The 15,012-nt window shown below is 46.3% G+C and carries 11 protein-coding genes and 1 riboswitch; of the genes, 6 read left to right on the top strand and 5 right to left on the bottom strand.

Annotated features, from left to right (window positions below; genetic code table 11):
• Positions 1–12 precede the first annotated feature (12 nt).
• The 4 genes from dnaA (at position 13) to gyrB (ending at position 6,190) form a co-directional block, all read left to right on the top strand.
• On the top strand, positions 13–1,440 hold the full coding sequence (gene dnaA, locus LMH68_RS07925; protein ID WP_229648148.1) for a chromosomal replication initiator protein DnaA: 1,428 nt from the start codon (positions 13–15) through the stop codon (positions 1,438–1,440).
• An 81-nt stretch (positions 1,441–1,521) separates the two neighbouring features.
• Positions 1,522–2,622 (top strand): DNA polymerase III subunit beta, encoded by a 1,101-nt coding sequence (dnaN, locus tag LMH68_RS07920; RefSeq protein ID WP_017058809.1) that lies wholly within the window; start codon positions 1,522–1,524, stop codon positions 2,620–2,622.
• 53 nt (positions 2,623–2,675) lie between these two features.
• The gene (gene recF / locus LMH68_RS07915; RefSeq protein ID WP_017058810.1) at positions 2,676–3,755 is read left to right on the top strand and encodes a DNA replication/repair protein RecF; all 1,080 of its coding nucleotides are present in this window, start codon (positions 2,676–2,678) and stop codon (positions 3,753–3,755) included.
• A 17-nt stretch (positions 3,756–3,772) separates the two neighbouring features.
• Complete coding sequence (gene gyrB, locus LMH68_RS07910; RefSeq protein ID WP_017058811.1) at positions 3,773–6,190, top strand: DNA topoisomerase (ATP-hydrolyzing) subunit B; 2,418 nt, start codon at positions 3,773–3,775, stop codon at positions 6,188–6,190.
• 239 nt (positions 6,191–6,429) lie between these two features.
• On the opposite strand, the gene LMH68_RS07905 is transcribed toward gyrB, so the two are convergent.
• Positions 6,430–6,552, bottom strand: a complete 123-nt coding sequence (locus tag LMH68_RS07905; protein WP_267869012.1) for a hypothetical protein — start codon at positions 6,550–6,552, stop codon at positions 6,430–6,432.
• Between the two features lie 142 nt (positions 6,553–6,694).
• Here LMH68_RS07905 and LMH68_RS07900 point away from each other — a divergent pair, with 142 nt between their 5' ends.
• Entirely contained in the window at positions 6,695–7,129 is a 435-nt protein-coding gene (locus LMH68_RS07900) for an Hsp20 family protein (protein ID WP_009848140.1), read from the top strand.
• Positions 7,130–7,235: 106 nt separating this feature from the next.
• On the opposite strand, the gene LMH68_RS07895 is transcribed toward LMH68_RS07900, so the two are convergent.
• The 4 genes from LMH68_RS07895 to glyQ form a co-directional block, all read right to left on the bottom strand.
• On the bottom strand, positions 7,236–8,486 hold the full coding sequence (locus LMH68_RS07895) for a valine--pyruvate transaminase (RefSeq protein WP_048611244.1): 1,251 nt from the start codon (positions 8,484–8,486) through the stop codon (positions 7,236–7,238).
• 254 nt (positions 8,487–8,740) lie between these two features.
• Positions 8,741–10,828 carry an alpha-amylase gene (locus LMH68_RS07890; RefSeq protein ID WP_229648147.1) on the bottom strand — a complete coding sequence of 696 codons (2,088 nt, stop codon included), beginning with the start codon at positions 10,826–10,828 and terminating at the stop codon, positions 8,741–8,743.
• Positions 10,829–11,030: 202 nt separating this feature from the next.
• Complete coding sequence (glyS, locus tag LMH68_RS07885) at positions 11,031–13,097, bottom strand: glycine--tRNA ligase subunit beta (protein WP_017058814.1); 2,067 nt, start codon at positions 13,095–13,097, stop codon at positions 11,031–11,033.
• A gap of 2 nt (positions 13,098–13,099) precedes the next feature.
• A complete protein-coding gene (gene glyQ, locus LMH68_RS07880) occupies positions 13,100–14,029 on the bottom strand; it encodes a glycine--tRNA ligase subunit alpha (RefSeq protein WP_102405545.1) in 930 nt (309 codons plus the stop codon).
• 210 nt (positions 14,030–14,239) lie between these two features.
• A riboswitch (yybP-ykoY riboswitch) is annotated at positions 14,240–14,415 on the top strand.
• A 34-nt stretch (positions 14,416–14,449) separates the two neighbouring features.
• Between glyQ and LMH68_RS07875 the strand changes: the two genes are divergently transcribed.
• The gene (locus LMH68_RS07875) at positions 14,450–15,004 is read left to right on the top strand and encodes a TMEM165/GDT1 family protein (protein WP_017055491.1); all 555 of its coding nucleotides are present in this window, start codon (positions 14,450–14,452) and stop codon (positions 15,002–15,004) included.
• Positions 15,005–15,012: the final 8 nt, after the last annotated feature.

Genomic DNA, 15,012 nt, shown 5'->3' with positions numbered 1-15,012 from the left:
AGTGAGGGCACCGTGTCATCTTCGCTTTGGTTGCAGTGTTTGCAACAGCTTCAAGAAGAGTTACCAGCTACAGAATTCAGTATGTGGGTTCGTCCGTTACAAGCGGAACTCAATGACAATACTCTAACTCTATTTGCACCGAACCGTTTCGTACTCGATTGGGTTCGTGATAAGTATCTAAATAGCATTAACCGTCTGCTGCAAGAATATTGCGGTAACGATATCCCACATCTTCATTTTGAAGTGGGAAGCAAGCGTGTGATTGCACCAAAGCCTGCGACACCGACACCGACACCAACTCAGACTCGCACTGCAGCTGATGTGGCCGCTGAGTCATCAGCACCTGCGCAATTACAAGCTCGCAAACCTGTCCATAATATCTGGCGTGATGAAGAGCCTGTCGCGGTTGACTTGAATCACCGCTCAAACGTGAACCCAAAACATAAGTTCAATAACTTTGTTGAAGGTAAGTCGAACCAACTCGGTTTGGCTGCGGCACGTCAGGTTTCTGATAACCCAGGTACAGCCTACAACCCGTTGTTCCTATACGGCGGCACTGGTTTAGGTAAAACGCACTTGTTGCATGCGGTGGGTAACGCCATTGTTGATAATAAGCCGAATGCGAAAGTGGTTTACATGCACTCAGAGCGTTTTGTTCAGGATATGGTAAAGGCTCTGCAAAACAACGCGATCGAAGAATTTAAGCGCTACTACCGTAGTGTTGATGCATTGCTTATCGATGACATCCAATTCTTTGCTAATAAAGAGCGTTCTCAAGAAGAGTTCTTCCATACCTTTAACGCGCTGCTTGAAGGCAATCAACAGATCATCCTAACGTCTGACCGTTATCCAAAAGAGATCAACGGGGTAGAAGATCGTCTTAAATCTCGTTTCGGCTGGGGTTTGACGGTAGCGATTGAGCCACCAGAGCTTGAGACACGTGTTGCGATCTTGATGAAGAAAGCCGAAGACCACCAAATTCACCTTGCGGATGAAGTGGCGTTCTTTATTGCCAAGCGTCTACGCTCTAACGTTCGTGAACTGGAAGGCGCATTGAACCGTGTTATTGCGAATGCAAACTTCACTGGCCGCCCGATCACGATCGACTTCGTGCGTGAAGCACTGCGTGACCTACTTGCACTGCAAGAAAAACTGGTCACTATTGATAACATTCAAAAGACAGTAGCCGAGTACTACAAAATCAAAGTCGCTGATCTATTGTCTAAGCGTCGTTCTCGTTCTGTTGCTCGTCCACGTCAATTGGCGATGGCACTGGCGAAAGAGCTAACAAACCATAGCTTGCCTGAGATTGGCGATGCATTCGGTGGTCGTGACCACACGACGGTACTGCATGCTTGTCGTAAGATTGCTCAGCTGCGTGAAGAGAGCCACGACATTAAAGAAGATTATTCGAACTTGATTCGTACCCTTTCTTCTTAATACACAGTATTCTTAACCTTAATAAGCAGAATCTTGGCCACGTACTATTACGCAGTGCCATTTAGACCGTAAGAGCAAGATATGAAATTTACCATTGAACGTAGTCACCTGATTAAGCCATTACAACAAGTATCTGGCGCACTCGGTGGCAGGCCAACGCTTCCAATTCTAGGAAACCTACTGATTAAAGTAGAAGATAACGTGTTGTCGATGACAGCGACGGATCTAGAAGTTGAACTGATCAGCCGTGTAACGCTTGAAGGTGATTTCGAAGCGGGTAGCATTACCGTACCTTCACGTAAATTCCTAGATATCTGCCGTGGATTGCCAGATAACTCAGTGATCACGGTGGTATTGGATGGTGACCGTATTCAGGTTCGCTCTGGTCGTAGCCGCTTCTCTTTAGCAACATTACCTGCGGCAGATTTTCCAAATATTGAAGACTGGAGCAGTGAAGTTGAAGTGTCAGTGACACAAGCTGAACTTCGCGGTCTTATCGAGAAAACACAATTCTCAATGGCGAACCAAGATGTTCGTTACTACCTCAACGGTATGTTGTTTGAGATTGAAGGCTCTATCCTGCGCAGCGTAGCGACCGATGGTCACCGTATGGCAGTATCTCAAGCACAACTGGGTGCGGATTTTGCTCAGAAGCAGATCATTGTTCCTCGTAAAGGTGTTCAAGAGTTAGTGAAGCTATTGGATGCACCTGAACAGCCAGTAACACTGCAAATTGGTAACTCTAACGTGCGAGCTGAAGTGAACAACTATGTCTTCACTTCTAAGCTGGTTGATGGTCGTTTCCCTGATTATCGCCGCGTAATGCCGCAAAATACCACCAAGACACTTGAAGCTGGCTGTGATGAATTACGTTCAGCATTTTCTCGTGCTGCGATTCTATCGAATGAAAAATTCCGTGGTGTTCGCGTTAACCTTGCGGATAGCGAGATGCGCATTACCGCGAACAACCCAGAGCAAGAAGAAGCAGAAGAAGTACTCGATGTTAACTTCGACGGTGACGCGCTAGAGATTGGCTTCAACGTAAGCTACGTATTGGATGTTCTGAACACACTGCGTTGTGAACAGGTTCGCATCTCAATGTCAGACGCCAATGCGAGTGCTCTTATCGAGAACGCACAAGATGACAGCGCGATGTACGTTGTTATGCCAATTCGCTTATAAGCAGCCCTATGTTGACCTACCGAGTCGTGATTGAAGATTAATATGAAGACGTTATGCCTTTATCGCGCTTAATCGTTAAGCAGTTTAGAAATATTGAAGCCTGTGACATTCAACCGTCATCAGGCTTTAACTTTCTTATAGGGGCTAACGGAAGCGGCAAAACCAGTGTCCTTGAAGCTGTGTATCTGCTCGGACATGGTCGCTCATTCAAGAGTTCACTTACCGGTCGTATCATACAAAACGAGTGTAGTGAGCTGTTTGTACATGGCCGTTTTATGACCTCGGATCAATTTGAGCTGCCAATTGGCATTAATAAGCAGCGCGATGGCACGACAGAGGTTAAAATAAGCGGTCAAACTGGGCAAAAGTTGGCTCAGTTAGCTCAAGTCTTACCTTTGCAGTTGATTCACCCTGAAGGGTTTGATTTACTAACCGATGGACCTAAGCATCGCCGAGCATTCATTGATTGGGGAGTCTTCCACAGTGAGTCGGGCTTTTATGATGCGTGGGGCAGGGTAAAGCGCCTCAATAAGCAGCGAAACGCCTTATTGAAAACGGCAACGCACTATCGAGAGCTGAGCTATTGGGACCAAGAATTGGCCCGTTTAGCAGAAAGCATCAGTCAGTGGCGTGCCACCTACGTTGATCAGCTCAAAGAAGTCGCCGAAGAAATCTGTGCGACCTTCCTTCCTGAGTTTGAGATAAAGATTAACTACTATCGTGGCTGGGACAAAGACACCCCGTACGCCGATATATTAGAAAAGAATTTTGAAAGGGATCAGCAGCTTGGTTACACCTTTAGTGGGCCAAACAAAGCGGATCTGAAGATAAAAGTGAACGGCACTCCAGTGGAAGATGTCTTGTCACGAGGTCAATTGAAGTTGATGGTGTGCGCGCTACGAGTAGCACAAGGGCAACACCTCACTCAAATGACAGGTAAGCAGTGCATCTATTTGATAGATGACTTCGCTTCCGAATTAGATAGCCAACGCCGAGCACGTCTTGCTGAGTGTTTAAAGGCGACCCAGGCTCAAGTTTTTGTAAGCTCTATTACCGCTGATCAGATTGCAGATATGCATGACGAAAATAGCAGGATGTTTCATGTGGAACATGGCAAAATAGAGCAAGGATAATTAGTCAGAGAGTAACTATGTCAGATAATTACGATTCATCGAGTATTAAAGTACTGAAGGGTCTGGATGCGGTACGTAAGCGTCCTGGAATGTACATTGGCGACACGGATGATGGTACCGGTCTGCACCACATGGTTTTTGAGGTGGTAGATAACTCTATTGATGAAGCGCTAGCTGGTCACTGTAATGACATCATTGTAACTATCCATGAAGATAGTTCTGTGTCTGTGAGCGATGACGGCCGTGGTATTCCAACAGAATTGCACCCAGAAGAAAACGTATCTGCAGCCGAAGTAATCATGACGGTTCTTCACGCTGGTGGTAAGTTCGATGATAACTCGTACAAGGTATCTGGTGGTCTGCACGGTGTTGGTGTTTCAGTAGTTAACGCACTTTCTAAGCAAGTTACTCTTACTATCCACCGCGGTGGCAAAATCCACACTCAAACCTACAGCCACGGTGAGCCTCAAGCGCCACTAGCGGTTATCGGTGACACGGATAAAACAGGTACAGAGATTCGTTTCTGGCCGAGTGAAGAAACCTTCACTAACATCGAGTTCCATTACGACATTTTAGCTAAGCGTCTACGTGAGCTATCATTCTTGAACTCAGGTGTATCAATTAAGCTAATTGACGAGCGCGAAGAAGACAAAATGGATCACTTCGAATACGAAGGCGGTATCCAAGCGTTTGTTGAACACCTTAATACTAACAAAACGCCAATCATCCAAAAAATCTTCCACTTTAACTCTGAGCGCGAAGACGGTATTACCGTTGAAGTTGCGATGCAGTGGAATGACGGCTACCAAGAAAACATCTACTGTTTCACCAACAACATCCCTCAACGCGATGGTGGTGCTCACTTAGCAGGTTTCCGTGCGGCGCTAACGCGTACTCTGAACAGCTTCATGGACAAGGAAGGCTTCTCTAAGAAAGCGAAGACTGCGACCTCTGGTGATGATGCTCGTGAAGGTCTGACGGCGATTGTTTCTGTTAAAGTGCCTGATCCTAAGTTCTCAAGCCAAACTAAAGATAAGCTGGTTTCTTCAGAAGTGAAGTCTGCCGTTGAATCTACAATGGGTGAGAAGTTGTCTGAGTTCCTTATTGAGAACCCAGGTGAAGCGAAAACAGTTTGTTCTAAAATTATTGATGCAGCACGTGCTCGTGATGCAGCGCGTAAAGCTCGTGAAATGACTCGTCGTAAAGGCGCATTAGATTTAGCGGGTCTTCCTGGTAAGCTTGCTGACTGTCAGGAAAAAGATCCTGCACTGTCTGAACTATATATTGTGGAAGGAGACTCTGCTGGCGGTTCAGCTAAGCAGGGGCGTAACCGTAAGAACCAAGCAATCCTACCGCTGAAAGGTAAAATCCTTAACGTAGAGAAAGCACGTTTCGATAAAATGCTGTCTTCTCAAGAAGTAGCAACGCTAATCACCGCTCTTGGTTGTGGTATTGGTCGTGACGAATACAACCCAGATAAACTGCGTTACCACAACATCATCATCATGACCGATGCCGATGTCGATGGTTCTCACATCCGTACCCTGCTACTGACGTTCTTCTACCGTCAAATGCCAGAGCTGATTGAACGTGGCTACATCTACATTGCTCAACCGCCACTTTACAAAGTGAAGAAAGGTAAGCAAGAGCAGTACATTAAAGATGAAGATGCGATGAACCAGTATCAAGTATCTTTGGCTTTAGACAACGCAGAACTGCACGTAAACCCTGAAGCGCCAGCATTTGCAGGTGAAGGTTTAGAGAAGCTTGTTCAGCAATACAATGCAGGCATCAAGCTTGTTGATCGTATGAGCCGCCGTTACCCACGCGCATTGGTTCACGAACTGATTTACGTTCCTCGTCTAACGGCCGAGCAGTGTCATGATGACGCGGCAGTTGAAGCTTGGGGTAAGCAGCTTGTTGAACAGCTAAACGCGAAAGAAGTAGGTGCAAGCCAATACAGCCTTGAAGTTGAAAAACACGAAGAGCTAGGCTTAAGCGTTCCTAAGATTGTGGTTCGTACTCATGGTGTGACTCATGAACACCTACTAAGCATCGATCTTATTAACTCTAAAGAGTTTGGTAAGCTAGCGGATCTTTCTGAAGCTCTTGATGGCTTGATTGAAGAAGGCGCTTACATTAAGCGTGGTGAGCGTACTCAAGAAGTTTCTAGCTTCGTTGATGCTCTGAACTGGTTAGTGAAAGAGTCTCGTCGTGGTCTAAGCCTACAGCGATACAAAGGTCTAGGTGAGATGAACCCTGATCAACTTTGGGAAACCACGATGGATCCTGAAACTCGCCGTATGATGCAAGTAACAATTGAAGACGCTGTTGGTGCTGATTTGTTGTTTACGACGCTAATGGGTGACCAAGTTGAACCTCGTCGTAACTTCATCGAAGAGAATGCACTGAAAGTAGCAAACCTAGACGTTTAGTCTCTTTGATACTTCGCTCTTTGGCTTAATTTCTGTGTCAGAGGTGCTCACATACATTCGTATGCTCCGCGCCTCTTCCTTGAACTAAAGCCAAATAGCTTCGTCTCAAAAAACTAAAATCATTTTAAAGCACTATCCTTTGGATGGTGCTTTTTTATGTTTGTAAGATATTGAAAAATATTGAGTTGCAAAAATAATTGAAAATAACCCCTTGAAACTATTTTGCTCAATCCATATATCTATTTGTGAAGAGGATGACTGTCTTGCTCTACAAGAGAAGAAACAGAACCTTCATTACCGCTAACGAAGTATCGCTCAATAGAGGATAACTTTGGCAGCACACAACTTAAAAATTGATTCATTGCCATGTCCCAGCGTTGTCGCCAATAGAGGTGAAACCCGAGGAATGCGAATTGAATCTCTTAGCTGTTTACTGGGTCACACACAGGTTAGATCCAAGTAAAATTCGCAGCTAAGACTATTGCTTACTAAAAGGATAGCATTATGAGAACTGTAGATTTCACTCCACTTTACCGCAACGCAATCGGCTTCGATCGTCTATTCAACATGATGGAAGCGAATACATCGAAGAACTCTTCTGGCGGTTACCCTCCATACAACATCGAGCAAAAAGACGAGAACAACTACCGTATTACTATGGCAGTCGCTGGTTTTGCTGATGACCAATTAGATCTGACTCAGAAAGAGAACATGCTAATTGTGAAAGGTGAGCGTAAAGCAGAAGCAGAGAAAACCTTCGTATACCAAGGTATCGCAGAGCGCGATTTCGAGCGTAAATTCCAACTGGCTGACTACGTAAAAGTGGTAGGTGCAAGCATGGAAAATGGTCTTCTTCACATCGACCTCGAACGCGAAATCCCAGAAGCGATGCAACCACGTAAGATTGCTATCAATGGTAATAGTTTACTAGAAGGCTAATTACTGTTAGCTCCTTAGAGCTAAAAAATATCGGGAAGTAAAAGTGAAAGAGCACCTAATGAGGTGCTCTTTTTGTATTTGACCTGCGGTAAGCTAAAAGCTCTTATTACTGCTCTGAGTAAGCCTTTTTCACTTCTTCAGCAATGATAGCAATGCCTTTCTGCATCGCCTCATCATCTTGTACGTAGTTCATGCGTAAGCACTGGTGAGCATGATCCCACTCGTCTTCTTGGCCGATAAAGAAGTATTCACCCGGAACAATCAATACGCCGCGAGCTTTAAGGCGGTCGTACAGTTCCATTGTGGTGATCGGCAGCTCATCAAACCATAGCCATAAGAAGATAGCGCCTTCAGGCTTGTGAATACGGAAGCGAGGGTCGTCGATAGCGTCTTGTAACAGTTCAACTGCACGTAGTGACTTATCTTTATAGAAAGGTTTGATTACCTCGCTACTTAAGCGCAGTAAATCGCCTTTTTCAATCATGTGATTGGCAATTGCAGGGCCAACACTGTTTGGCGCTAAGCTAATGATGCCATTCATGTTGGTCAATGCTTGTGTTACTTCTTCACTCGCAATTACGATACCGCAACGCACACCCGGCAAACCAAGCTTAGAAAGGCTCATGCACAGAATCGTATTTTCATTCCAGAACGGTTCGACATCTTCAAAGATGATGTTAGGAAACGGCAGGCCGTAAGCATTGTCGATCAGCAGTGGGATGTTGTTTTCACGCGCCAGTTTATCCAGTTTACGCACTTCTTCGTCGGTCAGTACGTTACCCGTTGGGTTGGTTGGACGAGATGCACAGATAGCCGCGACTGAGTCATCAACCTTTAGTTGTTCAAAATCAACGTGGTATTTAAACTGACGGTTTTCTAGCAGTTCGATCTCTGGGTGGTAAGAGATAAAAATATCGTCATCAATACCCGCGTCGCCGTAGCCGATGTATTCCGGTGCGATCGGCAGTAGGATTTTCTTATGTGAGCCGTCAGGCTGTTGGCCTGCTAGCAGGTTGAATAGGTAGAAGAAGCCACTTTGACTGCCATTAGTCAGGCTGATGTTCTTCTCGCTGATGTCCCAACCGTAGGTCTCTTTCAGCATTGCTGCTAACGATTTGATGAAGCTGTCTTTACCCTGCGGACCATCGTAGTTGGCGAGGGCGGCGATGAGTTCTCCACTGGCGAGCATGTCGGCACTGGCTTGGTTAAAGTAATCGAGCATGGCAGGGATAGCGGCTGGGTTGCCACCACCGAGCATGATAGCGCCAGGAGTGCGCAGGCCATCATTCAAATCATCCATTAAACGAGTGATTCCAGAGTATCGATTAAACTTTTCGCCAAACTTAGAGAACTGCATTACTAATTTTACCTAATTCATTGTGATTGCTTGTTACGTGTCATTAAGGCAGACCTTATGTCTGCCATCAGTGTATTCCTTGAACATACCGCAATGTTTTTGCGACGCATAGCGCCAAATGCTCTAACACGTAAAAAACTTCTATAAAGTTTGGTTAATGAGTGACAGCTTGCTTATTGAACGTACCTTTAGCGATAAAAAAAGGAGAAGCCTAAGCTTCCCCTTTAGTTTCTGGTGTTTATGTTAATGAAGGTTTAGTTCGAACCGGTATAAACGACTAATACCTTGTCATCTTGGTATTGGCGTTCGAACGCATAGTAGCCCTTGCTGTTACGGATGATGTGCTTACCCTGAGCAACGGCTGGGTGGCGTTGGCGGAATTGGCCAAGCGCTTGCCAGTGTTCTAGCAGCTCTGCACGTTCGCCAGTGATTTGATCCCAAGGCATGTCTGAGCGTGTGCCTTGCATTGGATCAGAACCCGTTGGGCCAAAGTCTCGGGCGATTTCATCGCCGTAATAGATCTGTACCGCACCGGGAGCCAGCATCAACGCGTTTGCAGCTTTGGTTTGTTTTGCAAAGTCACTGCCATGTTGTGTCCAGAATAGCGAGGTGTCGTGAGACGAAAGGTAACTCAGTACGTTGAACTCGCTGTCGTTGTTGACCTTCTCTGCGTATCGAAGGTAATCAGCATCAAGATCGGATAGGCACTTGAGCGCCTTTGGTGCGATATCACTCTGGAATTCAAAGTTGATGATCGAATCAAATCCGTTAGCGAAGTAATCTGATTTGACCACGCTGTGTGCCCATACTTCGCCAGTCATCCAGAAGGGTAAGTCATCCAAGGCCTTGTCTGGGTTGTTCTGTTTCCACTCGGCAAGTGCCTGGTTGGTGCTCTCTTTCAGTTCTGCCCATGCTTCGAGTTCAACGTGTTTAGCGGTATCGACCCTGAAACCATCGACACCATATTCGCGCACCCAATCCGATAACCAAGTGATTAAATGGTTACGAGGTGTTTTGAGTTCATCGGTCGCGCTGGTGGACTTATTGCGATAGAAATTAGGCAGCCCGATTGTCTCTGTCGACTCTGTTTTGAAATCGGGCAGATGCGCCAAAGACATGGTGAGGTTATTGTAGCCCGGAGAGTCATAGGCGCCGATATCGCTGCGTAGCCAAGCTTTGCCCCACCACTTTTCCCACGCTTCTTTGTCGCTGTAAGAGATGTAGTTGTTGAAGTAGTGCCAGTTCTGACCTTTGGCAGGTTGCCAATCTGTCCAGTTTTCGCCAAGTGTTTGTTTGGCTTCTTCGTCAGTTAGGTTGAGCTTACCAAAATCAAACTCTTGCATGTCGGCAAGCGTCGCATAGCCGGTGTGGTTCATTACCACATCCCAAACAACACGAATGCCTTTGCTATGCGCGGTATCGATGAAGGTTTTTAGCTCGTCTTCGGTGCCCATGTTGTCATCGAGCTTGGTCCAATCTTGATGGTAGTAGCCGTGGTAGCCGTAGTGTTTGAAGTCACCTCGATCACCGCCGCCAACCCAGCCGTGGATTTGCTCTAACGGAGACGTTATCCAGATAGCATTAGCACCGAGTGATTCTATGTAATCGAGTTTTTCGGTTAAGCCTGCCAAGTCACCACCGTGGAAGGTGCCGATTTCGTCTTGTCCATCTTGGCTGCGACCGTAACTGTTGTCGTTATCAGGATTACCATTGTGGAAACGGTCAGTCATTACGAAGTAAACCGTGGCGTTATCCCAACTAAAGTCAGCTTTGGTTTCTGGTTCTACTTTCTCAAGCAGCAGAACACCTTGGCTATTTTCTGCTGGCTGCATGGTGACGCTGCCATTCGTTACTGTGACTTGTTTGCCTGAAAGAGCGTCTCTAACCACGGTGCCATCATCAAAGGTTTGAGCAACGTCGATGATGGTTGGTTCGTCACTAGGAACCGGACAAGCAAAGCTTTGTACTTGTTGTTGCTTCGGCTTTATCTGAACGGTCAGTTCATTGGTTTGTGGGTTGAGCATAAACTGATAGGTGTTAGCGCGAAAGATCTTGATATCTAATTCAGACTTCTCGGCGCAGTCGTCTAGGCGAAGGGGTTTATTGAATTTGATGCGGTTTTCTTCAGCCAGCGCATAGTTGGTGCCACAGGTATTTTGAGTATCGCTGATAGAGAAGGTATAGCTACCTTTCGCGAGTTCCTGTTCTGCAATCACGGTGCCTTTACCGGATGATTCGAATACGACAGTGTCGTTATCAATTGTCAGTAATAGGTTGTTGTCACTGGTTTGGCTGCATGCGCTGAGTGCGAGTATTGAAAGCGCGAGTACTGTTTTTTTCATTGTTCCCTTCCCCTGAATAAACAGGTCAGTTATAGCAAACAATGCCCTCTACAGTCTGAGTGCTGTTTCATTCAGTTAATCAATAAGACCTCTACAAACAAATGCTTGGTTCACAAAAACAAAAAGGGAAGCTTTCGCTTCCCTTTGGGTGTTTACCGTTAATTACTCAGAGTATAACTTAGAGTAATTGTCTCACTTGTGCTTATTTTTGCAGTAGAGAGATGTCAGCAATCTGTAGGAACAGGTTACGTAGGTTGTTCAGTAGCGTTAGACGGTTCTTCTTAAGCGCTTCGTCATCAGCCATCACCATTACGTTATCGAAGAATGCATCAACTGGTTCACGTAGATCAGCAAGCTTGCTTAGGGCTTCTTGGTAGTTACCTGTTGCGAATGCTGGTTCTAGTGCTTCCGTCATTACTTCAACGTTTTCAGCCAGTGCTTTCTCTGCGTCTTCTTGAAGAAGCGTTAGGTCGATTTCAGCTGGTAGCTCGCCATCGAATTTCGCAAGGATATTACCTACACGCTTGTTCGCTGCTGCTAGTGCTTCTGCTGCTTCCAGTTCACGGAAGTGAGAAACCGCTTTAACACGTTGGTCAAAGTCAGCAGGCTTAGTTGGACGACGTGCTAGTACCGCTTGGATGATATCAACGCTGAAACCAGCATCTTGGTACCATGCGCGGAAACGACCTAGCATGAAGTCGATAACGTCAGCTTCTACGTTTTTGTTAGTCAGCTTGTCGCCTAGTAGCTCTTTCGCTTTGCCGATCAGATCGGTTAGGTCTAGGTTGTAGCCGTTTTCAACGATGATACGTAGCACACCTAGAGACGCACGACGAAGTGCAAATGGGTCAGAACCTTTTGGTGCTTGGCCAATACCGAAGATACCTACGATAGTGTCTAGCTTGTCTGCCATTGCTACTGCTGAAGAGATACCAGTGCTTGGTAGATCGTCACCCGCGAAACGAGGCATGTATTGCTCGTAAAGTGCCAGTGCAACTTGCTCGTCTTCACCGTCGTGAGTCGCGTAGTGCATGCCCATCACACCTTGAGTATCCGTAAATTCGAATACCATAGAGGTCATTAGGTCACACTTAGCCAGTAGGCCTGCACGCTTAGACTTTTCAACGTCAGCATCGATTTGCTCAGCAATGTAGCCTGCAAGCTCTGTGATGCGGTCTGTTTTGTCTTTGATAGTACCCAATTGCTTCTGGAAGATAGCCTGGTCTAGTTCAGCAAGACGGTCGATAAGCGGGCGCTTACGGTCTGTGTTGAAGAAGAATTCAGCATCAGCAAGACGTGGGCGTACCACTTTCTCGTTACCTTCGATAACGTGACGAGGCTCTTTAGACTCGATGTTCGATACGAAGATGAAGTTCGGTAGTAGCTTCTTGTTGTCATCGTAAACAGGGAAGTACTTTTGGTCACCCTTCATGGTGTAAACCAAAGCTTCAGAAGGGACTTTTAGGAATTCTTCTTCAAACTTCGCTGTCAGTACTACTGGCCATTCAACCAGAGACGTTACTTCTTCAACAAGGTCATCTTCTAGGTCAGCTGTACCGCCAACCGCAGCTGCCGCTTTTTGCGAATCAGCAAGGATGATCGCTTTACGCGCTTCGTAATCTGCCATTACTTTACCGCGCTCTTCTAGGATCGCAGGGTATTGGTCAGCAGAGTCGATTGTGAACTCTTGTTCGCCCATGAAACGGTGGCCACGGATAGTACGAGCAGATGCTACGCCTAGGATTTCGCCTTCAACAAGCTCATCACCTAGTAGCACTGTCAGTGTTTTTACTGGACGGATAAATTGAATGTCTGAGTTACCCCAGCGCATTGCTTTAGGAATTGGTAGGCCAGCCAGTGCTTTCGCAGCAATGTCCATCACCAATTCTTGAACTGGTTTGCCAGCTACTTCTTGTTTGAAAAGAAGCCACTCGCCTTTGTCTGTTTTCAGACGGTCAGCTTGCTCAACAGTAATACCGTTACCACGAGCCCAACCTTGTGCCGCTTTGGTCGCGTTGCCTTCAGCATCGAATGCCACAGAAACAGCAGGGCCACGTTTCTCAACCACTTTGTCTGCTTGGCCTTCAGCCAGTGCAGTTACTTTAAGTGCTAGACGACGAGGTGCTGCGTACCACTTGATGCCTTCGTGAGAAAGCTCAGCCGTTTTAAGACCTGCTTCAAAGTTAGAAGCAAACGCTTCTGCTAGAGAACGAAGTGCTGTTGGTGGAAGCTCTTCCGTACCCAGTTCAATTAGAAAATTCTTCGCCATGATTATTTACCTTCCTTTTCTTCTACAGATCGGCACATTGGGAAGCCAAGCGCTTCACGTGACGCGTAGTACGCTTCAGCAACTGATTTAGTCAGGTTGCGGATACGAAGGATGTAACGTTGACGCTCTGTTACAGAGATAGCTTTACGCGCATCAAGGATGTTGAATGCGTGACCTGCTTTTAGAATGCGCTCGTAAGCTGGAAGCGGCAGTGGCTTCTCAAGCTCAAGTAGCTCTTTACACTCTTTCTCGCACTGGTCGAAGAAAGTGAATAGGAAATCTACGTCTGCGTGCTCGAAGTTGTACGTCGATTGCTCAACTTCGTTTTGGTGGAAGATGTCACCGTAAGTCACGTTAGAACCGTCTGGTGCTACGTTCCATACTAGGTCGTAAACAGAATCTACTTCCTGGATGTACATTGCTAGACGCTCGATACCGTAAGTGATCTCGCCAGTTACTGGCTTACACTCAAGGCCGCCAACCTGTTGGAAGTAAGTAAACTGAGTTACTTCCATGCCGTTTAGCCATACTTCCCAACCAAGGCCCCATGCGCCTAGTGTTGGGTTTTCCCAGTTATCTTCAACGAAGCGAATGTCGTGAACAAGTGGGTCAACACCAAGAACCTCTAGGGAGCCTAGGTACAACTCTTGGATATTGTCTGGCGATGGTTTTAGCGCTACTTGGAATTGGTAGTAGTGCTGCAGACGGTTAGGGTTTTCACCGTAACGGCCATCGGTCGGACGACGAGAAGGTTGAACGTAAGCTGTAGACATTGGCTCTGGGCCAAGTGCTCGTAGACATGTCATTGGGTGAGAGGTGCCTGCACCTACTTCCATATCTAGAGGTTGAACAATGGTACAACCGTTTTGAGCCCAGTAATCCTGCAGCGCGAGGATCATTCCCTGGAAGGTTTTGATATCGTATTTTTGCATAGTCAGGTTCGCGCGATTCTTTTAAATGAATGAGAAAAATAACCTCTGAGTATACCGAGATATTCGTAAAGCGAGTAGGGGTAATCTTGTTTAATTAGTGGTCTAAAATGTCGTTTAGTGGATTTTTTTGCCTTTAATGTTTGTTTTTCGGCACAAGTGGATATTTTGATAAGTTTGACACTTGTGTTTGAAAGCGTGGGTGATTAAAATCTCGCGGTCTTTGGGGAGTAGCTTACTTATTCATATCCTATTGAATGAGTTCGTTCGTCAACATAATTGATGCAAAATCATCATGGCGTTCGAGGCAACCACCACCTTGGTGGCGCTTAGCAAGACCTTAGACAAGCATCGTGAACCGGGATGGGGCGCGAGGTTTGTCTTTGGTTAAACATAATAATCTCCATCCCAAATGAGCATGTCGTGAGCGTTTTAGCAATTTCAATTACAACTGTCGCCTTAGCCGAGATCGGTGATAAGACCCAGTTGCTATCCCTTTTATTAGCCAGTCGATATCGAAAACCGATACCTATCATTGCGGCTATCTTCTTTGCCACCATTGCCAATCATGCCCTTGCTGCATGGCTCGGGGTTGTGGTCGCCGACTATCTTTCACCTGAAGTATTAAAGTGGGTGCTGGTGGTTAGTTTCATCGCTATGGCGGGCTGGATTCTGATTCCGGATAAGTTGGATGACGATGAGCAGATATCAAACCGAGGCCCGTTTGTCGCCAGTTTCATCGCCTTCTTCATTGCTGAGATCGGTGATAAAACCCAAATTGCGACCTCTATTCTAGGGGCTCAATATTCTGATGCATTAACGTGGGTGATTCTGGGTACTACGATCGGTATGCTGCTGGCGAATGTGCCTGTGGTGATCATCGGTAAGCTCTCTGCGGATAAGATGCCGCTTGATCTGATTCGTAAGATCACAGCCTTGCTATTCGTGGGTTTAGCTATCGCTGCTGCTTTCTATTAACAGGTGGT

Source organism: Vibrio sp. F13, from assembly GCF_020806305.2.
Classification (GTDB): domain Bacteria; phylum Pseudomonadota; class Gammaproteobacteria; order Enterobacterales; family Vibrionaceae; genus Vibrio; species Vibrio crassostreae_C.
The sequence above is the reverse complement of the archived record's forward strand: the minus strand, read 5'-3'. Positions and strand labels throughout refer to the sequence as shown.

Bases quoted from the DNA above. Each gene is read 5' to 3' on its own strand.
- dnaN (WP_017058809.1), top strand. From the start codon at position 1,522: ATGAAATTTACCATTGAACGTAGTCACCTGATTAAGCCATTACAACAA.
- recF (WP_017058810.1), top strand. From the start codon at position 2,676: ATGCCTTTATCGCGCTTAATCGTTAAGCAGTTTAGAAATATTGAAGCC.
- gyrB (WP_017058811.1), top strand. From the start codon at position 3,773: ATGTCAGATAATTACGATTCATCGAGTATTAAAGTACTGAAGGGTCTG.
- LMH68_RS07905 (WP_267869012.1), bottom strand. From the start codon at position 6,552: ATGAATCAATTTTTAAGTTGTGTGCTGCCAAAGTTATCCTCTATTGAG.
- LMH68_RS07900 (WP_009848140.1), top strand. From the start codon at position 6,695: ATGAGAACTGTAGATTTCACTCCACTTTACCGCAACGCAATCGGCTTC.
- LMH68_RS07895 (WP_048611244.1), bottom strand. From the start codon at position 8,486: ATGCAGTTCTCTAAGTTTGGCGAAAAGTTTAATCGATACTCTGGAATC.
- LMH68_RS07890 (WP_229648147.1), bottom strand. From the start codon at position 10,828: ATGAAAAAAACAGTACTCGCGCTTTCAATACTCGCACTCAGCGCATGC.
- glyS (WP_017058814.1), bottom strand. From the start codon at position 13,097: ATGGCGAAGAATTTTCTAATTGAACTGGGTACGGAAGAGCTTCCACCA.
- glyQ (WP_102405545.1), bottom strand. From the start codon at position 14,029: ATGCAAAAATACGATATCAAAACCTTCCAGGGAATGATCCTCGCGCTG.